24 protein-coding genes are annotated in these 18,277 nt (G+C 65.8%); 18 read left to right on the forward strand and 6 right to left on the reverse strand.

Going from position 1 to position 18,277, the window contains the following annotated elements:
- Positions 1-20: 20 nt before the first annotated feature.
- The 3 genes from DWU99_RS00690 to DWU99_RS00700 form a co-directional block, all read right to left on the reverse strand.
- Positions 21-788, reverse strand: a complete 768-nt coding sequence (locus tag DWU99_RS00690) for a class I SAM-dependent methyltransferase (RefSeq protein WP_115476075.1) — start codon at positions 786-788, stop codon at positions 21-23.
- A 106-nt stretch (positions 789-894) separates the two neighbouring features.
- A complete protein-coding gene (locus DWU99_RS00695; RefSeq protein ID WP_115476076.1) occupies positions 895-1,887 on the reverse strand; it encodes a transporter in 993 nt (330 codons plus the stop codon).
- Positions 1,884-2,462: a hypothetical protein gene (locus DWU99_RS00700; protein ID WP_115476077.1), complete on the reverse strand. Its 579-nt coding sequence runs from the start codon at positions 2,460-2,462 to the stop codon at positions 1,884-1,886. Before DWU99_RS00700 ends, DWU99_RS00695 begins: the two co-directional genes overlap by 4 nt.
- A gap of 113 nt (positions 2,463-2,575) precedes the next feature.
- Between DWU99_RS00700 and pdxR the strand changes: the two genes are divergently transcribed.
- The 10 genes from pdxR (at position 2,576) to DWU99_RS00750 (ending at position 11,766) form a co-directional block, all read left to right on the forward strand.
- Positions 2,576-4,057, forward strand: coding sequence for a MocR-like pyridoxine biosynthesis transcription factor PdxR (gene pdxR / locus DWU99_RS00705; protein WP_115476078.1), 1,482 nt, complete (start codon positions 2,576-2,578; stop codon positions 4,055-4,057).
- 235 nt (positions 4,058-4,292) lie between these two features.
- On the forward strand, positions 4,293-5,873 hold the full coding sequence (locus tag DWU99_RS00710) for a tyrosine-type recombinase/integrase (protein WP_158543191.1): 1,581 nt from the start codon (positions 4,293-4,295) through the stop codon (positions 5,871-5,873).
- Between the two features lie 76 nt (positions 5,874-5,949).
- Positions 5,950-6,696 carry an ankyrin repeat domain-containing protein gene (locus DWU99_RS00715; RefSeq protein ID WP_115476080.1) on the forward strand — a complete coding sequence of 249 codons (747 nt, stop codon included), beginning with the start codon at positions 5,950-5,952 and terminating at the stop codon, positions 6,694-6,696.
- A gap of 118 nt (positions 6,697-6,814) precedes the next feature.
- Positions 6,815-7,072, forward strand: coding sequence for a hypothetical protein (locus tag DWU99_RS00720; protein WP_115476081.1), 258 nt, complete (start codon positions 6,815-6,817; stop codon positions 7,070-7,072).
- A 34-nt stretch (positions 7,073-7,106) separates the two neighbouring features.
- Positions 7,107-8,033 carry a DUF72 domain-containing protein gene (locus DWU99_RS00725; RefSeq protein ID WP_115476082.1) on the forward strand — a complete coding sequence of 309 codons (927 nt, stop codon included), beginning with the start codon at positions 7,107-7,109 and terminating at the stop codon, positions 8,031-8,033.
- Between the two features lie 265 nt (positions 8,034-8,298).
- Positions 8,299-9,012, forward strand: a complete 714-nt coding sequence (locus DWU99_RS00730) for an MT-A70 family methyltransferase (protein ID WP_115476083.1) — start codon at positions 8,299-8,301, stop codon at positions 9,010-9,012.
- A gap of 11 nt (positions 9,013-9,023) precedes the next feature.
- Positions 9,024-9,602: a hypothetical protein gene (locus DWU99_RS00735; protein ID WP_115476084.1), complete on the forward strand. Its 579-nt coding sequence runs from the start codon at positions 9,024-9,026 to the stop codon at positions 9,600-9,602.
- Positions 9,599-10,189, forward strand: coding sequence for an ankyrin repeat domain-containing protein (locus DWU99_RS00740; RefSeq protein WP_115476085.1), 591 nt, complete (start codon positions 9,599-9,601; stop codon positions 10,187-10,189). Before DWU99_RS00735 ends, DWU99_RS00740 begins: the two co-directional genes overlap by 4 nt.
- A 276-nt stretch (positions 10,190-10,465) precedes the next feature.
- A complete protein-coding gene (locus tag DWU99_RS00745) occupies positions 10,466-10,705 on the forward strand; it encodes a hypothetical protein (RefSeq protein ID WP_115476086.1) in 240 nt (79 codons plus the stop codon).
- Complete coding sequence (locus DWU99_RS00750) at positions 10,702-11,766, forward strand: zincin-like metallopeptidase domain-containing protein (protein ID WP_115476087.1); 1,065 nt, start codon at positions 10,702-10,704, stop codon at positions 11,764-11,766. Before DWU99_RS00745 ends, DWU99_RS00750 begins: the two co-directional genes overlap by 4 nt.
- A gap of 48 nt (positions 11,767-11,814) precedes the next feature.
- Here DWU99_RS00750 and DWU99_RS00755 read toward each other — a convergent pair whose 3' ends face one another.
- Positions 11,815-12,282 carry a hypothetical protein gene (locus DWU99_RS00755; protein ID WP_115476088.1) on the reverse strand — a complete coding sequence of 156 codons (468 nt, stop codon included), beginning with the start codon at positions 12,280-12,282 and terminating at the stop codon, positions 11,815-11,817.
- 192 nt (positions 12,283-12,474) lie between these two features.
- Here DWU99_RS00755 and DWU99_RS00760 point away from each other — a divergent pair, with 192 nt between their 5' ends.
- Both DWU99_RS00760 and DWU99_RS00765 read left to right on the forward strand, forming a co-directional pair.
- Positions 12,475-12,801 (forward strand): hypothetical protein, encoded by a 327-nt coding sequence (locus tag DWU99_RS00760; RefSeq protein ID WP_115476089.1) that lies wholly within the window; start codon positions 12,475-12,477, stop codon positions 12,799-12,801.
- A 1-nt stretch (position 12,802) separates the two neighbouring features.
- Positions 12,803-13,330: a hypothetical protein gene (locus DWU99_RS00765; protein ID WP_115476090.1), complete on the forward strand. Its 528-nt coding sequence runs from the start codon at positions 12,803-12,805 to the stop codon at positions 13,328-13,330.
- A gap of 10 nt (positions 13,331-13,340) precedes the next feature.
- Here the strand turns inward: DWU99_RS00765 and DWU99_RS00770 are convergent, their stop codons facing one another.
- The gene (locus DWU99_RS00770; protein WP_199535661.1) at positions 13,341-13,667 is read right to left on the reverse strand and encodes a hypothetical protein; all 327 of its coding nucleotides are present in this window, start codon (positions 13,665-13,667) and stop codon (positions 13,341-13,343) included.
- A gap of 217 nt (positions 13,668-13,884) precedes the next feature.
- On the opposite strand from DWU99_RS00770, the gene DWU99_RS00775 reads away from it, so the two are divergent.
- The 5 genes from DWU99_RS00775 to DWU99_RS00795 all read left to right on the forward strand — a co-directional run bounded on the left by DWU99_RS00775 (position 13,885) and on the right by DWU99_RS00795 (position 17,250).
- Positions 13,885-14,355: a spore coat protein U domain-containing protein gene (locus DWU99_RS00775; RefSeq protein ID WP_115476091.1), complete on the forward strand. Its 471-nt coding sequence runs from the start codon at positions 13,885-13,887 to the stop codon at positions 14,353-14,355.
- A 61-nt stretch (positions 14,356-14,416) separates the two neighbouring features.
- Positions 14,417-14,953, forward strand: a complete 537-nt coding sequence (locus DWU99_RS00780) for a spore coat protein U domain-containing protein (RefSeq protein ID WP_115476092.1) — start codon at positions 14,417-14,419, stop codon at positions 14,951-14,953.
- Between the two features lie 183 nt (positions 14,954-15,136).
- Entirely contained in the window at positions 15,137-15,487 is a 351-nt protein-coding gene (locus DWU99_RS00785; protein WP_115476093.1) for a hypothetical protein, read from the forward strand.
- 255 nt (positions 15,488-15,742) lie between these two features.
- Entirely contained in the window at positions 15,743-16,132 is a 390-nt protein-coding gene (locus tag DWU99_RS00790) for an ankyrin repeat domain-containing protein (protein WP_199535662.1), read from the forward strand.
- On the forward strand, positions 16,132-17,250 hold the full coding sequence (locus DWU99_RS00795; RefSeq protein ID WP_115476095.1) for a hypothetical protein: 1,119 nt from the start codon (positions 16,132-16,134) through the stop codon (positions 17,248-17,250). The genes DWU99_RS00790 and DWU99_RS00795 overlap by 1 nt, the downstream gene beginning before the upstream one ends.
- A gap of 11 nt (positions 17,251-17,261) precedes the next feature.
- Here the strand turns inward: DWU99_RS00795 and DWU99_RS20750 are convergent, their stop codons facing one another.
- A complete protein-coding gene (locus DWU99_RS20750; protein ID WP_147292857.1) occupies positions 17,262-17,654 on the reverse strand; it encodes a hypothetical protein in 393 nt (130 codons plus the stop codon).
- A 194-nt stretch (positions 17,655-17,848) separates the two neighbouring features.
- Between DWU99_RS20750 and DWU99_RS00805 the strand changes: the two genes are divergently transcribed.
- Positions 17,849-18,244 (forward strand): hypothetical protein, encoded by a 396-nt coding sequence (locus DWU99_RS00805; protein ID WP_115476097.1) that lies wholly within the window; start codon positions 17,849-17,851, stop codon positions 18,242-18,244.
- Positions 18,245-18,277: the final 33 nt, after the last annotated feature.

The following is an 18,277-nucleotide window of genomic DNA, read 5'->3' on the forward strand; positions in this document are numbered from 1 at the left end:
GGACCAAGGCGCGTCAGGGTTTATTGCAGGGGCTTGCGAAACTTGTAGATGAACTTGTCCGTCTCGCCTTTGATCTTCGGATTGAAAATCGCCAGTGAGTGATCGTCAGCGGGATTGCGAAGCACATCGCTTTCGCCGACGAACTGGAACCCCGCCGCGGTGACTTCCGTTTTCACCGCCGCAGGATCGATGCGATGCAGATCGTTCGTCTTGGATACGCCCGTTCCCGCAGCGGCCGCGTGGTCGAGCACGATGTAGATGCCACCGGGCTTGAGTGCGTCGTAAATCGCCTTGTTGATGCGCGCCATGTCCGGCGAGCCCATGAACGGGTCGTGCAGGTCGTGATAGTTCTGCGACGTCCACACGATATCGACACCTTTAGGTAAGCCTAGATTGGCGGTGGGCGGTACGGACACCGTCACGTTCGGGTAGTCCGACGTGCCTGCAAAGCTGTGAAGGCTCTTCAAGCGGGCGGGGTTGACCTTGTCCATTTCGATCGGTTGCACGGCATACACCGTGCCTTGCGCGCCGACGATCTTGCTGAAAATGCGCGTGTAATAACCAGCACCCGGCATCAGATCCACGACCTTGTCGCCCGGCTTGACGCCGGCAAAGGCGAGTACCTCGCCAGGCTTGCGATGAACATCCTGCGCCTTTTCGTCGGCTGGCCTCGCGGCGTCGACCACTGCAGCGGTGATGTACGAAGGAACATCGGATGCCGCTTTCAGCGGCAGATACGTCGATGCGGCGACCAATGCGGCCACCGCCAATAATCCGCGAAATTTCATGGGACGATCTCCTGACTGGATGCAAAGATCTTCAGAGTGCCTCACGAGACGTTTCTTACCAGAATCGCGCGACGGTTGTATGTCTTGCGGTTAACGAACGCACCACTCAATACACGTAATTGAGGGCTATGGCCGGCGTTACCGTTCCTACGGTGTTGTGACCGCCGAAAATGATGCGAGTGCCAAGCAACACACCAATACGGGGTGTCCAGTTGTATTCGATGGCCGGTGCCACGCCGTACGCTTCGCTGGCGCCGGAACTAAGCGCCACGTTTTGCACGTAGGGCAGGCCGTTTGGCGACGACAACAGGTCAACGCCGTTTACGCGGGTGTTGCTGTTGTAGCTGTAAGTCAGGTCCAGTGCCAACACCCAGCGTTGCGTGACGCTGTATTCGAAGGCCAGGTCGGCGGAGAACGATCTGCCCGGTCTGGCCGTGCCACGAAAGCCCGAATCGGTGCCATAAACGCTGACGCCTTCCACATTGGCCGTACGCGAGAACGATCCGGAGATGTCGAAGCGCTCACGCAGAATGCGTCCGTTCGGCATCCAGAAATACATCTGCGAATTCAGCGCCAGTGTCGTGGTGTACGCGCCACCGCCAAGACCGTCGCTGGGCCGGCTGCCCAACTGATCGTAACGTCCGGTGGGAAGCGTTTCCTGCAGCATGATCGCCGTCGTCGGTATCCGGCTGCCTGGTTGGAATTCGGTGAGGCGGTATTGCGCTTGCAAGGTGAGATCGCCGAAGCCGATGCTCGCACTGCTGTGTCCGTTGTTGACCCGGTTGTAACCGAAGACGGGAATGAGGCCGATGGACAGGCGATCGGCCAATCCGTACAGGATGTAAGTGCGCGACCCGAAGCTGTCATTACCCGGTGAGCGAATGTCGTAAAGGTAAGGCTCGAACAGGAAATGGCCGGGCGGCAGCGTTTCCGCCGAATTGGCGAGCATGGGGCCCGTCCACCACGCATCGCTCATCGACTGGTTGGCGACGGGCGGCGGCACGGACGGGTCTGTTTGCGCGATGGCGCGTGGAACCAGCGCGCCATTGCACAGCAAGCATAGAAGCAGGAACAACCAGGCAGGCCGACACCTTGTCATGGACTGATCCGCGTGAGAGAGGCGACGAAGTTCGGCTCCCAGGTCTTGCCGTTGTCGTCGGAGAACGATTGCTCGAAGTGGTGTGAATTCGGCTTGATGTCCGACCACACCGAGCGAACCAGAATCGTGCGGCCCTGGTAGGGCTCTTGCGAAATGAGTTCGCCGCGGCCGTTCTTGAATTCGCCGAAGGCCGTATTTTCCATCACGCCATCCTTGCTGCCGGCGTAGGTCTGGCCCCACTGATGGGTCGTGGGGTTGTAGAGAAACAGCGTCATGCCTTCGAAATGGCCGTCCGGGCCGTCGGCTTCGATTTCTTCCATCGAAGCCTTGCCGCCCCAGATCTTGCGAACGGCAACCGTGCCGTTCATTTCCTGCCAGCTCGTCGAGCCGGTGAGCGGGTGCTGGAGGGTTTTGATGTGCGTCCGCCAGGTTCCGATGTTGAAGTCGAAGTCGTGCGAACCGTCGCGATAGGCGGAGGCGGCCGGCTGCGTGGCATCGGCGGCGAAGGCGTGAGTGCAGGCAAGGCCCAGAGCCAGGCCGGCGGCGATGAAGCAGGCTTTCCTGAACGTTGTCATGGCTTTATTTCCAGGTAACGCGGGATGGCGTGGCGGGAAAATTAAGCCCGAGAGTGGTTCGCAAAAATATCCACTTTGGTACGATCAGATATAACCACTCGCAGGTGTGTGCCATGAAACGGATCGCCGCCAGTTTCCTGCCGCCTATCGCCCTGGACGCCTATAGTGGCGTTCCCATGTACGACCAGCTATCCGAGTGGTTCCGTCGCGCCATCATCGACGGCCACCTGCACGCGGGGCAGCGCGTGCCGTCCACGCGCAATCTCGCCAGGGAGCTGAACATTTCGCGCGTGCCGGTGCTCAGTGCCTACGAGCAACTGTTCGCGGAGGGTTATCTGGAGACCTTCGTCGGGGCGGGAACATGCGTGGCTAAATCGATTCCGGGGCAGGCGATAAAGTCCGCGGCCGCGGAAGGCCGGAGCAAGTCGCCCCAAACGGTCGCGCAAAAGGCGCCGCGCCGAATCTCCCAGCGTGTGGATACGCTCCAGACGCCGCCGCAAACCTGGGCCAATACGCAGGGCGCATTTCGCATGGGCGTGCCGGCGCTCGATCATTTTCCGGTGAATGCCTGGTCGAAGCTGGTGAACCGGCATTCGCGCAAGCCGCCGATCGATCAGATGATCTACGGCGATCCGATGGGCTACCCGCCGCTGCGCGAAGCCATCGCCGCGTACCTGGGTACGGTGCGCGCCGTGCGCTGCGATGCCGAACAGATCCTGATCACCACCGGCTCGCAACAAGGCCTGCAGATTTGCGCCAACGTGCTGCTGGAAGCGGGGGCGCCGGTATGGATCGAGGACCCCGGTTATCCCGGCGCACGGCAGGCGTGCAGGACCATCGGCGCCGAGCTCATTCCTGTGCCCGTGGATGAAGAGGGCCTCAACGTGGCCGAAGGCATCCGCCTCTGTGGCGATGCACGGGCTGTGTACATAACGCCGTCGCACCAGTTTCCCTTGGGCTGCACGATGAGCGCCGCGCGGCGACTGCAGTTACTCAGTTGGGCGTCACGCAGCGGAGCGTGGATCATCGAGGACGACTACGACAGCGAATACCGCTTCGGCGGGCGCCCTATTGCGTCCCTGCAGGGCATGGATACCGACGATCGCGTGATTTACGTCGGGACCTTCAGCAAGGTGATGTTTCCTTCGGTGCGCATCGGTTACGTGGTGATTCCGAAGGACCTCGTGTCCGCCTTCGCGCGCGTGCGCGACGCCTTCGATACGTTCTCGTCCATGCTGTACCAGGTGGTGCTGACCGACTTCATCGGCGAGGGGCACTTCGCGCGGCACATCAAGCGCATGCGCGCGCTCTACTCGGAACGACGGTCGGTGCTGCGGGAAGCCATCGCCAAATACGCAGGCGGCAAGCTCGAGCCCATCGGTACCGATGCGGGCATGCAGCTCACCACGCTGCTCGCGCCTGGCGTCGACGACGTGGGCATCTCCATCGCCTCCGCCAAGATCGGCGTTGCGGCGCGGCCGTTGTCCATTTCCTATTTGAAGGCGCCCCCGCGCGGAGGCTTGATCCTCGGCTATTCCAACGTCAATGTGCACGAGATTCGCGAAAGCATGCGCAAGCTCGCGACGTGCCTCTGATCGGCGCTCCGGGCAACAAAAAAGCCGGCTTTCGGGCCGGCTTTTCCAAGAAACATTTGGTCGGGGTGACATGATTCGAACATGCGACTTCTACGTCCCGAATGTAAATATATTTACTACGAAACACCATGAAATAAGCCATTCGGTGACGGCACTTGCTTTGTGGGGACACCATCGGGGACACTGTTCGCAGCGCGGAGGCGTGGGGCCACCGCACCACCAGGACGTGTCGACTATGGCATCAGGCACCCCCAAGAAAAAGGCGGCTGCGGCTGCTCCCAAGATGGCCCGCGGTGTTGATCTGCGCCCCAACGCGTACCGTTTCCGCCATCGCATCGACGTGACTGAGGACGGCCGTACAAAAAAGAAAACGGTCAACTTCGTTAACTACCCATTCCTGGACGAGGCGGCGTGCCGGGCGGCCGGCCTGCCCAACGATGACCCGCGGTGGCCTTCAAACGCGCTGGCCCAGGCCAATGAGTATTCCCGCGTCTACTGGCGGGACCTCAACCTGCCGCAGCCGGAGGAGCGACCGATCAAAGGCACCCTTCGGGAGTGGCTTGAACGGTATCGCGATGAGGACCTCCACGGTCACCTGTATGGAGACCCCGCCAAGCCAGCGCCCTTCGCGCAGGCCGAACGTTCGGACAATGGACGCACGCACGACGCGGGGCAGATCGACACGCTCATGCGCATGGGCGGTTTCGTGGTCCCAGGGGAGGAGGAGCGCCGCCGGACCAATCCTCGGGCGGCGAAGATGCTCGACAAGAACCGTCCGCTCTTTTACCCGGAGGTCCGGGACGTCCTCAACACGGAGGTGTCCCGCCTGGGCAAATCCCATTGTCGTGTTTTGCTGGACCGCTGGGCGGGAGGCAAGGGAGCGCCCTCCACCAAGCGCCGATTCCGGACGAACCTGATGGCGTGCATGGTGTACCACCGCGACCACTACGACATGGCGTCGTCCGAGGAGTGGTTGAAGGTTCCCATCTCCGATGACGGCCGAAAGCCCGCAGCGCGGGCCCTGACCACCAGCGAGTGGCGGACGATCGAGACCCAACTCAATGAGATGAATCTGCACCCGCACACGCGCGCGTGCCTATTGTTCATTCGTTGGACCGGTCTCCGACGCGGTGAAGCATGCAAAATGCGGTGGGAGAACATCTCTTGGCCCAAGGTGCGCGGCGCGGTGCCCACCGTGCGCCTGGAACGCACCAAGGCCCGGCGCGGTGTGTACCGGGAACGTGTCGTGCCCATCCCCGAAGCCGCCGAATCCGCTCTTCGGGCGTTGGTGACGGACGCCAACGGGCAGATCCGTCCATGGCCGAAATCCGGCTGGGTGTTCCCGGCTCCCCAAGATCCCAGCGCGCATATCGCGGGAACAACTGTCTATCAGGGCTTTATCAGCGTGTTCGGCACGCGCGGGCGCAAGGGGATGTCCATCCGGGACAGTCGGATCGGTGTCCCGCGTGCAGCCCCGCACCACCTGCGTCACACCGCGGCCACGGAGATGAGTGTCTACATCAGCGAACAGCAAATGATGGAACTCTTCGGCTGGACCGATCCCGAAATGCTCAACCGGTACCGCCATCAGGCGGAGCATCTGGGTCTCCTCGTGCGCGACGCCCACAACAACCTGCGCAGCGCCGCGGAGATGAAAAAGGCCGAGGACATGGTCGACTTCTTCAAGGGGATGTCCGAAGCGGACCGCGAACGCATCATGGCCCGCATGGCCGTGGTGATGGCCGAGGAGGCCGCTGCCAAAATCCAGCAGCGGAAGGGGCCGAGCGCGAAGGCCCCCAAAAGTCGCAAAACCTGACGGGCTCAGGACGCCCCTTGCCGGGCGGCCCTGATCTGCTTGACTGAGTGGACCTCGAACCACCCAGGAGCCCGTCGTGGCCGATCTCTTCAGCGACATTTTCCCGGAGTCCCACGCCGCACCCGATGCGGCACACGCGGCTCCCACGGCCCCCGTGCCGCCGCCGCGGGCCGTGACGCCCCTGTCCGAGGACGGACCGATCCTGCCCTTGGATCGGGAGGATCACAACGAGATGCTAAACGAACTGGGATGGCTCGATCAGGAGGTGTCCTACGGCGCTGAAATCACGCGGGACGACGCCAACACCCTGCGGGAATACCTGGGGGTGGTCGACACCTCCAACACCAGGCATCTCGACCCCGACGGCGCCGAGCCCCTCGCGCAACTCGCCCGCATGCCCCTGCATTACGATCAGAACATCGGTGTTCGCGACAGCGCCCTGCGTGTGATGCTTGAGCGGGGCGCCGATCCCTGGGCCACCGACGATCAGGGCCGGACCGCGTTGCACGGATCCGACAGCGCGGCCGTCAAAGTCCTTCTCGAAGCGATCCACGACCAGGACCGACAGGCGTACCTCGACTGGCAGGATCGCGACGGGTCCACCGCGCTGCACGCCGCCGCCGAACGGCACGACGGTCCCGCGATCGACGCCTTGTGCACGGCCGGCGCCGACGCCACGGTGCGCGACATCCGAAGTGAGACCGCGACCGAGCGGGCCCAGCGCACCCAGGGGCCCCAAGCGCAGATCGACCGGCTGGGCGACCACGAGGTCGCCTCCACCCATATTCGGACGCACACGCGTCGCGCCGGTCGCTGCATGTGACCAACCGCACAGCCTGGCGCGGTGCGGGCCGCGTGTGGCGCCGGGGAGGATCCGTGCCCACCCCAGATCCCGCGGTTCTCGTTATCACCATGAGGGCGTTCCCACCGGAGTGTCCGCCATGGCCGTTCGCAAGCAGCAACGCACCTTCCTCGAAACGCTCCGAGCCGCCGGCGTCACCGTCGATGCCGTCCGGCTCAACGGGCGGGGCCACATAGAAGCCCAGGTCACCTACAACGGCCATCGCACACGATTCGTGGCGCCCGCGACCCCCAGCGACTGGCGGGGCGTGCGCAACAAGGCCGCCGAAGTCCGCCGCTGGATCCGATCCTGCGCGCCCGCCCCGAGCGCTGGGGCAGGGGCGGCTCCGGTCCGCTAAGATCGGCGTCAGGATTCCACCCAGCGGAGGCGCCATGGGGCGCGTCACGATCGGCACGGCCTCCTGGACCGACAAGTCCCTCATCGCGTGCAAACGCTTCTACCCGAAGGGCTGCTCCAGCGCCGAAGATCGGCTGCGTTACTACGCCAGCCGTTTCCCGATGGTGGAGGTGGACTCTTCGTATTACGCGATGCCCAGCGAGCGGAACTCACAACTGTGGGCGGAACGCACGCCCGATGACTTCACCTTCAATGTGAAGGCGTTTCGACTCTTCACGGGCCACCAAACACCCATGGTGGCGCTGCCCAAGGACGTGCAGCAGGACATGGCTCCGTACTTTGCGACCAAGAAGAACTTGTACTACAAGGATACGCCGCCCGAGATTCGCGACGTGCTCTGGCAGCGGTTCGAGCGGGCGCTGCAGCCGCTGCGCGCCGCCAACAAACTGGTCGCGGTTCATTTTCAGTTTCCGCCCTGGGTGACCCCGGTGCGCAAAGCCTTCGATCACATCATCGAATGCCGCGAGCGGTTGGCCGACTACACCCTATCCACCGAGTTCCGCCTGGCCGCGTGGTTCGACGACGAGCACCGCGACGCCACACTGGCGTTCGAACGCCAGCACCAACTGACCCATGTGGTGCTGGACATGCCCCAGGGCTTTGCCAACTCGATTCCTCCCATCTGGGAGGTCACCAACCCCGCACTGGCGATCGTCCGCTTCCACGGCCGCAACACCGCCACGTGGGACGTGAAGGGGCAGACCGCCGCATCGGACCGGTTTGACTACGATTACTCGGACGATGAACTGCGCTCCTTCGCTGAGCCCATCCGCCGTCTCGCGGATCGGGCCGATCGTGTCCAAGGAATCTTCAACAACAACAACGAAGACCAAGGGCAGCGCAACGCCGAATCCCTGACGCGGTTTGTTGGCGACCTGTTCCCTGCGACGGGTGTCCGCTGACCCACACCGGGGCCCAAGGGCCCGCGCCTGCTCGCCCCAGGCCAACTGTTATCGACAACACATCTCCGGAACTGGGGCCCGGACGGTCCGCTTGCCTGATCGGCTCCTCTCCGGTTCCCTGTCGGCACTCAACACGCATCGCAACCACTGACACCGAATCGCCATGCGCTGACGACACGTCCCTGCCGGCCACCCGGCGAACCAACCTCCGGTCGGGTGGAGGACGACCCGCACTGCGGGACCGCCTCCCACCTGGACCATCGCCATGGCCCGTCGCGCCGCTGACTCCGCACCACCACCCCGAGCCGCTATCGCGGGCGCCACGATCACCGCGGACGGCCGGTTCGCTCAAAGCGATCCGATCGACGCCACGATCGCCAACCTGCGCGCCTTCACCGCCCAGAACGGTAAAGCGGCGCTGCTCTACTGGGATCCGCCGTGGGGCTATGGCGAGCGCGGACCCGAATCCTCCAAAGATTGGGCCATCGATCCCTCTCAGCACTATCCGCTGATCCCCGACAGCCAACTGCGTGCCCTCACGCGCAGCGCGGTCAAGGAGTGCTGCTCGTACAACGCCGTCATGGCCTTGTGGGCGCCCAACAGCCAGGTCGCGCTCGGTATTGATCTCATCCGCGACGCGGGGTTCGAGTTCACGACCCAGGTCACGTGGAACAAGATTCACGACACGGGCCGCCACGCGGCGTGCATGAGCAACGGCGCGGTCCGGCCCTGTTCGGAAGTGCTGCTGATCGCCAAGCGCGGCGGCGGACTCCCCCTGAAATCCCACGCGCCGCAGATCTCCTCCGTGGTGATCGCTCAGCGCGGTGCGCACAGCGCCAAGCCCGAGATCATCCGCGAGTGGTTGACCCGCGCCTACGACACCGATCGACGCATCGAACTCTTCTCGCGCACCCCGCGCAGCGGCTGGATGACCTGGGGCAACCAGGCCGCCGCACCCCTCTCCACCATCGCCGCCTGAGGATTTCTCGCATGGCCACGCCCAAACGCGCCACCTCCGCTCAAGTCGCCCTCCGCAAGGAACGCGTGCTTGCGCTGCACCACGCCGGCGTCGCCCCGCGCGCCATGATCGGAATCCTGCAGGCCGAAGGCTTTGCGACCGCCAACGCGCAGACCGTCAAGCACGACCGCCAGGATCTGGGCCTGCAACAGAAGAAGTGGGACACTATCGAGCAGAGGGACGCCGCGATCGCGCGCTTGAAAGAACGTCGCGCCGCGTTGCTGAAATGGGCCGACACGCCCTGGCACAAGCGGACGAAGACGGTGACCGACTTCGCCGCCGAATACGGCGTCAGCCCCCAGGCGATCACCAACGATCTGTGCCGCCTGAAGCGCTCGCGCTGCACGCTGCGCCGTCTCAACCGCGCCTCCGAAGCGGCGCACCTCATCTGCGTGCTTGGGCGCGACGCGGCCTCGGTGGCCCGCACCTTCAACGTGCACGACGACACCATCCGCGCCGACGTGCGTTATCAGTTCCCCAACTGGCGCGCGTTGCGCGATCGGGCGCGTGCCGCCTGGCTCACCGCCGGCGGTGGAGGGGCGCCCTCATGAGCACCACCATTGCCGACGGCCCGGTGACCGCTGTCGTCGTCTTCGATTGGACGCGCCCCTTGCCGTGGCGGCAGAGCAGCGCAGTGGCCCGCACCCAGGGCGTGCGCGAACTTCTGAAGCACATCCCGGCTGGACGCGTGGACCGCAATGGCTGGACGGCGGTGCACGCGGTGGCGCACAGCGGCAACGCGGCGTTGCTGCGCTCACTTCTGAAGCGCCACCCCGAGTTGGTCGATGCGCAGCAAGACACCCGTGTGGGCTCGGGGCCGACCCCGTTGCACGCGGCCTTGGCCGCCATTCGTCCCGCCGAAGGCGTGATCACCGCGCTGCTGGCCGCCGGCGCGGACCCCAGGCGCCCGGGCACGATCGACATCCGAACGACGGACAACGACAGCGCGTTGCGCGCGGTGGAGCAAACTCCCCGGGATATTTGTGAGGTGCTGATGGACCAGTACCCGGCCGAACAGCCCTGTCTCGAACGCATCCGCAACCGTTTGTTGGCCGCCGAGCGCGCGCACGATCGGCGCGATCTCGAACAGGTGGCCGCTGACGTTCGCACGCACCCAACGCGCCGCCGCGCGATGTAAGACGCCTGCTATCGCCCATCGCCGCCCGCTCGCACGAGCGGGCCGATGCCGCGTGCGCGTCCTTCCGCACACCGCCTGCAGCGGACATCCAGCACCCCCACAGCGATCACGCGGTCGACAACCGGCTCCGTCGATGCACGCATTGTCAGGTGCACCGATGCACCACACCGGGGCCTCTCAGCATCGCACCAGCGTGCGCACCTCCACACAGTTGGTCCGATTGACGGACGCCGCGTGCGCGCCAGTGTGTCCGTCCCGCATCCCGTGAGTTCACTCATGTCCGCCGCCCTCCCGATCGAACGCGATCCTTCCCTGCGCTACGACGAACGCGCGCTCAGCCCGTCCGATGTGGCTGCCGCCGCCGAGCAAATCCGAATCGCAAAAACCAAGCACGGCTACACGTTCCACCGCCATGGCGATTCCAACCAGCCGCTGGCGCCCATCCACGTGGCGCTCGCCACCCTCGAGGCCGCTCTCGAACAGGGCCTCCCCATCCACCTGGAGATCCGGTCATGAGTTACCACGACAAGCACCTCGATGAGTTCAACGCGCGCGTGATCGCGCACCTGGAGCAGGGTCTGCCGCCGTGGCTGCAGGACTGGGCGCCGGGCCACGCGCCGCTCAATCCGTGGAACCCGGCGACCGGCAAGCAGTACGCCGCGGAGAACGCGCTGTCCTTGATGCTCGCGCAAGGCGAACGGCATCTCTCGGACGCCGCCTGGCTCACGTACAAACAGGCCACTTATGTGGGCGGCCAGGTGGTCAAGGGCGCCGACAGTGTGCGCATCAAGGTGTTCGTGCCGAAAACCGAGGAGGCAAAGCAGGCCGCGCTGCAGAAGGATCCGGCCGCCTACATCGGGCCGACGATCAAATACGCCTGGGTCTTCCCCACCTCCGTCGTGCGCGGACTGCCCAAGGAACTCAGCGCGCCGCCGCACGGTCTTCCCGATGCGGAGCGTCACACCCTCTGTGAGAAACTGCTCAGGGAAAGCGGCGTCAAAATCGCGCACGACCGCAACGTGTCGTACTACCAACCCAGCACCGACACGATCCACATGCCCCCGCGCGAGACCTACGCGACCGCGGACGCATTCTACTCGGACCTCATCGTGCAACTGTGCCACGCGACCGGCCACGCCTCGCGGCTCAACCGCGACCAGTCGGCGCTGTGGCAGACGCCCGAGTACGCGCCCGAAGCGTTGATCGCCCACACCGCGGCGTACTTCATCGCCTCACGACTCGGAACCGGGCACAACGCTTCCGTGTGCGAGTCCTACCGCCCCTTCTGGATCAGCGCGCTGCAGGCCGACAACCGCCTGCTGTCCAAAGCGGCCGCGCAAGCGGAGCAGATCTGCAACCGCCTCGGGATCAAGGCCGAGCAGACCGAAGCGCTGCCGCAGGTCGAGCGCCAGCAGCGCGCGCCGCAGCAGGGCGCAAGCCACGAGGCGCCCGCTCCCGAGCGCGCGCCGACCGCTCAGGCTCCTGCGCCGACACCGGCGGCCCCCACAAAGGGCCGGGCGCAAGCCACCCGGCAACGCCGCCAGCGCAACGACCAAGATCAGGGCGTCGCCGCCTAAACCGCCCACCACCCACGCCAACGCCCGCCGATCGGCGGGCGTTGTGCGTCAGCCCCCCTCGAAATCCGCACGCGATGTTGGGTACAGATCCTCGTACACCGCGGTCGTCAGCCGGGTGAGCGGGCGCACCATCAATCGAGGAATCGCGCTCGCGGGGGCCGGTGCCAACGGGCGCGCGAACAGCCCAGGAGCCGCCGATGCCGATTCGGCATCGGCCACCGCCAAATCGTCCACATCCAGCGGCTCCGGCCTGGATGGGAGCACGGCACGTGGTTCATCCATCACACGGGAGGCGTGATCGATCAACGCCTGGGGCGCCGCGTGCAACGGTCGGCGCGGGCGGAATCGCTCGAACCAGGCGTGCTCCAGTGCGGCACCGTCCACCGCATCAGGGTGATCGGCGGGCAGGGCGCCCGCGCGCTTGAGCGCGGCGATCGCCGGGCCGTAGTCGCCGGTGGCGCCGGCGTAGGAGTACGGAGCCAGGCGGCTCCACAGGCGCGCGACAATGGGGTTCATCAGAGGATCTCAACGGGTTGGGGTGCCCTCACTGAAGCAGATCGCGCGCCGGTTGCACCCCATAATGTGAAGGGCGGCACACCACACGCGGCACACACCGCAAGCGATGCGCGCCACGTCACACGTTCTGCTTGCGGGCCGGTCCCCGTCCGCTTGGATGGGGGAACCGCACCCACACGATCGCCCGCACCCATGACGACCCTGACCGACGCCCTGACCGCATTTGTGGACGAAGCCGATGATTGGCAGGCGACCGCGCGGGCGATGTCCGTGCTCCTGACCGGCCCGCACGAGCAGTGGATCGACCCGGTGCTCTTCGATCGCGTGGGCTGGGACTTGCACATCGCGCTGGAGGGCACGCCCCGATCCGAGCGCATCGGCGCGTTGCGCGCCACGCCCCGGGGCCGCGCCGTCCTGCACGCGCTCGACCGCGAACTCGCTCAGGGGCACTGGACGACCTGGCCGCCCGTGATGCGCTTGGGCGGACCCGAGCGGCTGCGCGCCGACCTGGCGGCCTGACATGAGCGCGCCGCTGACCTCCGTGGAGCGCGCTCTGGCCGCCGTGCGTCAGCGGCGCGAGCGGGTGCGGCTGATGGCCCGCGCCCGCACCAGCATTCCCACGATTGCGGCGGTGCTCGGCACCACCCCCAAAACGATCCGCGCCGACCTGGTCGCGCTGTCGATCACGGCCCCCGAGATCCCCGTGTGGCCCCACGGAGTCGTGGTGGGACCGACCCGATCGCCAGCGGAGCGGGACGCTCTCCTCCACGACCTCCACCACGGAGGCGCCAACCCCGACGATGTGTGCGCGCACTTTCGGATCAGCCGCAGCGCCTACGACACCGCGGTGGCGGCGGTGCCGAGCACCGCCGGTACATGGCCGCGACGCAGCGCCTGCTCCGCGATCGCGCCGCGCGGGCCGAACGGTGGCGCAACCGCGCCCACGGCAAGCCCGAAGCGGCCTGAGCGTTTGGGCTCCCGGGGAATCACAACGCGCGGGGTTGTCCCCGCGCGTTCGCCTGTTCTTCCATCATCCGAGTCCGGATAATTTCGGATAATTACCACCGCGGCGCGTAAACGACGCGCGGGGCGTACCCGTACGGCGCGTACCCGTACGCGGGCGCCACCACGACCGGCGCGGGCGGAGCGTACGAATACGCCGGATACACCGGGTAGGGCTGCTGCACCACCACTGGCGGCGCCACGGCCGCGTCGATCGCGCCGGCCACCAGGCCGCCCACCACCGCGGTTCCGATCACCGCGCCGACGCTCGGACCGCGCCAGCCGTAACCGTGGCGGTATCCGTGGTATCCGTGCGCGCTCGCCCCCGCGGAGCCCAGCACCAGCGCCGCACCGACCACCGCCGTTCCCATTGCCTTGATCATGTTGGTTCTCCAGTGCGACGGACATCCGCCGCGTTGAGCCCACCCTACAGCGCGCCGACCAACCCGCAAGGGTCCCCCCAACGAGCCACATCGAGGCCCATCCGCCCCGATCTTGACGGCCGTCACGAATCTGCCAGGGTGGGTGCAACCCGATCCACCCCACGGCTTGTGGGGAATCCGCGGCGCTGGTTGCACCCCCACCCTTGGAGTTTCCCTGATGAATCTGAAGACATACGTGCCGGCGCTGCTCGGCGCTCTCGCGTTGACCGTTGGCGGCAGCGCCATGGCCGGCACCTCGAGCACCTCGTTCGGCGTGTCCGCCACGGTCGGTCAAGCCTGCGCGGCCACCGCCAACCCGCTCACCTTCGCGGCCGTGGGCACCACCTCCAGCACCTCGGGGTTCGCGGGTGAGGCGAGCACGAGCACCATCGCGGTCCAGTGCAACGCTGCTTTTCCGGTGAGTGTCGGACTGACTCCCGGCGCGCTGACGATCGGCGGCCTTCCGGTGACCTACAACCTCTACCAGGACTCGGCCCACACCCTCCCGTGGGGCACGGGCTCGTCCGCTGAGTCGATCACGGGCACCGACGGCACCCAGATCCTGACGGTGTACGGCGAACTGCCGGCGCAGGCCGACCTGCCGGCCGGCTCGGGGTCCACGACAACGAACGTCTCCCTGTCCTTCTGATCGACGGATCAGCCCACCCACCTCGCTTCGACCGCGATCCCGAATCCCAGGAGTCCCCCTCATGCGTTCGTTCCGCACCAAACTCACCCGCGCCCTCGGCCTGGCCGGCCTCACCGCCGCGCTCGCTCTGGTCGCCGCGACCCCGGCCGTGGCCGGCACCGCCTCGGCCACGTTCGCGACCAACGTGACCGTCACCACCTCGTGCGCGATCAGCGCCGCGCCGGCGACCTTCCCGGCCCTCGGTTTGATGACCGCGTCCTCGGGCTTCACCTCCGTCAACACAACCGCGAACCTCAGTCTGGATTGCACCGCGGTCACGCCCGTCACGCTCTCGCTGATTCCGAACAGCGGCGGCAACGGCAACGGCAACCTGACCGGCCCCGGCAGCGCCGAAATCGGGTACCTGTTGTTCCAGGACAGCGGCTTCACCAAGCCCTGGGGCACCGGCACCTCCGCCCTGCAGGTGACCTCGGTGGTCGGCACGATGTCCATCCCGGTCTACCTGGAGATCACCGCCACCTCCGCCATGTCGGTCGCCAGCGTCCCGCAGGCGCCGGGGGCGTACACGGGCACGGTGAGCGTGTCGGCGTCCTACTAAGGATCGACCACCGCAACATCAACGCAATGGGGACCTTCGGGTCCCCTTTGTTGTGTCCGAGACCCCACACCCCGCCCCAAGGGCGCCCGCGTGTGTGGCACCCCACACCTCCGCAACGCCATGCTTGCCAGCCGACGTCCCGCTGCTTCAATGACATCAACTCCTGAGCAGGCGGGACTCGCCATGCGCCCACTGATCATCGACCGCAGCGCCGTTCGCCGGCGCACCCCCCTCACGTCCTGGCCCGCGCCCAATCCCGTGCCCTCAGGCACGCTGATCCTCGCCGGCGTTCTCGCGCTCGGATGCGCCGCGCTGATCCAGGCCCACATCCCCGCGCTTCCCGTGGTCCTCCTGGGCGGCCCCTTGTTGCTCTTTGGGTGCCACGCCGAGCGCCAGGACTACCGGCGCGAAAAGCGCAACTACGACGGCTGGAACGCCGACATGGCGCGCATGGTGGCCCCCACGTCCCCCGATCGGTGGTCGGCCAACCTGGACGCGGTGCGTCGCCGGCGCCGACCCGTCGCCCAGCGCTAAGCGCAGCAGGCGGGCGATCGCTCTGTGTCCCCATGACACGTCGGTGCACGGGCCGGTTTGCCCCGACCCAGGCATGTAGGTCCAAGCCCAGTCGGCGCCCAGTCGGTCCCGGCTCGACCGCCACGGATGTGATCCGCGCCGCAGCACACGCGGCACACACCGCAAGCAATGCGCGCTGCGTCGCATTCCGCCGGGACAACCGCTGGGGAAGTGGTTGGATGGTTGGGAACCCGAGCCACCGATGGACCCACACCCATGAACCACCCCGTCACCGCCGCCGACGTCCGTGCGCTGCACGACGCCGCGCACCACCCCAACACCGCGCGCCTGGCCGCGCTTCTGGCCAACCCCGATCTGCCACGCGACACCGTCCGGCCGATCTACAACACGACGCCCCTCATGGAAGCCGCACGCATCGGCCACCTGAGCGCCGTCTCCTTGCTCCTCGCCAGCGGCGCCGACCCGCGCATCACGAACGTCAACGGCACGGACGCCCAAACCATGGCCGCGCAGTTTCCCACCACCAAACATCTGGCCTGCGTTGAAGCGCTGCACGACGCGCGTCGCGCCTGGGACAAGCGGGAACTGCAGGGCGTGGTGCGGGGCGGAGTGGGGCATGGGGAAGCGGCGCGGAGGGTGATGTGATGGACGCGTTCGTTGTTGGATACGGAACGGCGATCGCCAACGGCGCTTGCTTTCTGGGCGGGTACCTCTGGGGGCAGAGATCGAAGACGTCGCCTAACATCAATCGAGGCACCGACGTCGCTGTGGTTCATCCGGCACCACCTGCCGAAGTTGCCACCGAATCAGGTGCAAGCCTGAGGAGCGCAACGGTGTCCAACGTGGTGGCGATTTCCGCGCCGAACGTCGTACAACCAAAAGCAAAGACCTGTCGCATGAGAGAACTGCGCGAGGCGATTGCGGACTACATCACCAAATCCGGCTCGATAGATGCCGTACGTACGCGCATCGAGCAAGGGGCTCTTTCTGACACAAGTGAGCCACTCCTTCCGGCGTTGGTTTGCAGCGTCGGTGAAACCTGGAGGTCGAGTTCATGGAGGCCGGTACCGGCTGGTGGTGCTCAACGCCTGTACAACGTTGTCGACATGCTGTTGCTGGCAGGGGCTGATCCACGAGGAGAAACGGGAAACATTGGCGGCGATCGATGGACCGCCCGCCAGTCTCTCCTGAAACAACGTTCGCAGTGTGAGGGCGAGGATCGCCCGATCGTTCAGAAGATCATCCAGCGCCTCACGGATGCCGAACGCGCACTTGGTATTCCCGAATCGGAACTCAGCAATGCAGGCACAGCCAAGGAGTTGGCCGAGTGCGCGGCCGCCTACATTCGACATGACGGGAACGCAACTTATGAGGACGTGGTGCGCTTGGTTGAGCAGGGCGCCCCAATCAACGAGCAATACAGTGTTTCTTCTTACACCACGCCGTTGCACGCCGTTGTTGACGCTTATTGGAGTGCCAAACGGACTAAATTCGATGGTCCTGCCGACATGAGCAGAGTCCTGGTTCTGATTCATTTTTTCCTTGATCACGCAGGGGACCCGCGCATGATCGACAACGACAGCAACACGCCTCGGAACTACCTGGAGGCGTACACAATGGCCAAATTCACACCAACAGACCCCATCAGCGCCGAAGCCATCCGTCTCCTGGAAGAAGGCGAACGCGCCGCCGAGCGCCGCGAGTTGGAGCAGGCTGCTGTCGGCGGGGCCACCGAACGCAGCGGAACACGGAGGATGATGTGATGGGCATTATATTATTCGTATGTGTTCCTCTCCTTGGTGGATTGGCGGTTTGCTACGGACACTGGGTGCTGACCCGGGGCAATGAGCACTGGAAGCAGCGCGCCAAGCACCTCCTGGCGCACACGGAACAGCCGAATCCGCCTCAACAGCCCGAGCCAGGCGATGCAACGGTTGACGCGCGCGCCGCCTTGCGGTCCATGGCCCCGCACACGCTTGCGGCCCTCGATTCCATGGAGTTCACCGATCACCAGCGCGCGGACGTCGAGACGTACGCTCTGAGCCAGGTCGAGCACTACGATCACGTCCTCAGTAACGTGTTGATCGGATGCCGTCTTCGCTTCATGGACCACGGAGACGAATGGCTCCCACGCGTGCCCAAACGAAGCGCCAATCTCTTCCGCCACGCTCTCGTGGATCCTCCGATTTCCCTCATGAAGCACGCATCTGGGATCCCAACGATCTGGGAGGAAGCCCTAGCACAAAAGCAGGACAGACGCCGAGCGGCCGACATCATCGTCCTTTCCCCCGCACCGGACGGCGTGGTTGACGACGCCCATCCCAGCGCCCAGTCGCACCGCTCCTTGATGGCGACCGCTTCATGTTGACGCCCATCGATCGCACCATCGTCGCCGCGCTGCAGGAACTCGGCGTCTCACCCAATCCGCAGATCCTCCGGCCGCACCTGGAGCGCTTGATGCTGATCGCCTGCCACCAGGGCGACATCGCCGCGGCCTTTGCGTACGCCGCCACGCATCGGCCGGGGCTGCGCGATCCCGAGTGCGCGCAGAAAGAAACCTCCCTCAATCGCGCGGGGTTGGCCATTCTCGCCCGCGACGACGAGGCCCTGGACGACACCGCGCTCCACGACGCACGCGTCCACTGCCGACCTGGGCCGCTGCGCGATGCGCTGACCGATGCGATCGGACGGCGGACCCTTCTGGCGTTGGTGGCGGCGCGTCCCATCGACGTGGACCGGCCCCGCCGCCGTCTCTGACCGCTCTCCCACACCAGGGCCCCACCGCTGTGA

The sequence above is a fragment of the Dyella psychrodurans genome (genome assembly GCF_003363265.1).
In the GTDB taxonomy this organism is placed as follows: Bacteria; Pseudomonadota; Gammaproteobacteria; order Xanthomonadales; family Rhodanobacteraceae; genus Dyella_B; species Dyella_B psychrodurans.

What these genes read in the sequence shown, in the direction of transcription:
- DWU99_RS00690 (WP_115476075.1), bottom strand. Translation starts at nt 788, where the DNA reads ATGAAATTTCGCGGATTATTGGCGGTGGCCGCATTGGTCGCCGCATCG.
- DWU99_RS00695 (WP_115476076.1), bottom strand. Translation starts at nt 1,887, where the DNA reads ATGACAAGGTGTCGGCCTGCCTGGTTGTTCCTGCTTCTATGCTTGCTG.
- DWU99_RS00700 (WP_115476077.1), bottom strand. Translation starts at nt 2,462, where the DNA reads ATGACAACGTTCAGGAAAGCCTGCTTCATCGCCGCCGGCCTGGCTCTG.
- pdxR (WP_115476078.1), top strand. Translation starts at nt 2,576, where the DNA reads ATGAAACGGATCGCCGCCAGTTTCCTGCCGCCTATCGCCCTGGACGCC.
- DWU99_RS00710 (WP_158543191.1), top strand. Translation starts at nt 4,293, where the DNA reads ATGGCATCAGGCACCCCCAAGAAAAAGGCGGCTGCGGCTGCTCCCAAG.
- DWU99_RS00720 (WP_115476081.1), top strand. Translation starts at nt 6,815, where the DNA reads ATGGCCGTTCGCAAGCAGCAACGCACCTTCCTCGAAACGCTCCGAGCC.
- DWU99_RS00725 (WP_115476082.1), top strand. Translation starts at nt 7,107, where the DNA reads ATGGGGCGCGTCACGATCGGCACGGCCTCCTGGACCGACAAGTCCCTC.
- DWU99_RS00730 (WP_115476083.1), top strand. Translation starts at nt 8,299, where the DNA reads ATGGCCCGTCGCGCCGCTGACTCCGCACCACCACCCCGAGCCGCTATC.
- DWU99_RS00735 (WP_115476084.1), top strand. Translation starts at nt 9,024, where the DNA reads ATGGCCACGCCCAAACGCGCCACCTCCGCTCAAGTCGCCCTCCGCAAG.
- DWU99_RS00740 (WP_115476085.1), top strand. Translation starts at nt 9,599, where the DNA reads ATGAGCACCACCATTGCCGACGGCCCGGTGACCGCTGTCGTCGTCTTC.
- DWU99_RS00745 (WP_115476086.1), top strand. Translation starts at nt 10,466, where the DNA reads ATGTCCGCCGCCCTCCCGATCGAACGCGATCCTTCCCTGCGCTACGAC.
- DWU99_RS00750 (WP_115476087.1), top strand. Translation starts at nt 10,702, where the DNA reads ATGAGTTACCACGACAAGCACCTCGATGAGTTCAACGCGCGCGTGATC.
- DWU99_RS00755 (WP_115476088.1), bottom strand. Translation starts at nt 12,282, where the DNA reads ATGAACCCCATTGTCGCGCGCCTGTGGAGCCGCCTGGCTCCGTACTCC.
- DWU99_RS00760 (WP_115476089.1), top strand. Translation starts at nt 12,475, where the DNA reads ATGACGACCCTGACCGACGCCCTGACCGCATTTGTGGACGAAGCCGAT.
- DWU99_RS00765 (WP_115476090.1), top strand. Translation starts at nt 12,803, where the DNA reads ATGAGCGCGCCGCTGACCTCCGTGGAGCGCGCTCTGGCCGCCGTGCGT.
- DWU99_RS00770 (WP_199535661.1), bottom strand. Translation starts at nt 13,667, where the DNA reads ATGATCAAGGCAATGGGAACGGCGGTGGTCGGTGCGGCGCTGGTGCTG.
- DWU99_RS00775 (WP_115476091.1), top strand. Translation starts at nt 13,885, where the DNA reads ATGAATCTGAAGACATACGTGCCGGCGCTGCTCGGCGCTCTCGCGTTG.
- DWU99_RS00780 (WP_115476092.1), top strand. Translation starts at nt 14,417, where the DNA reads ATGCGTTCGTTCCGCACCAAACTCACCCGCGCCCTCGGCCTGGCCGGC.
- DWU99_RS00785 (WP_115476093.1), top strand. Translation starts at nt 15,137, where the DNA reads ATGCGCCCACTGATCATCGACCGCAGCGCCGTTCGCCGGCGCACCCCC.
- DWU99_RS00790 (WP_199535662.1), top strand. Translation starts at nt 15,743, where the DNA reads ATGAACCACCCCGTCACCGCCGCCGACGTCCGTGCGCTGCACGACGCC.
- DWU99_RS00795 (WP_115476095.1), top strand. Translation starts at nt 16,132, where the DNA reads ATGGACGCGTTCGTTGTTGGATACGGAACGGCGATCGCCAACGGCGCT.
- DWU99_RS00805 (WP_115476097.1), top strand. Translation starts at nt 17,849, where the DNA reads ATGTTGACGCCCATCGATCGCACCATCGTCGCCGCGCTGCAGGAACTC.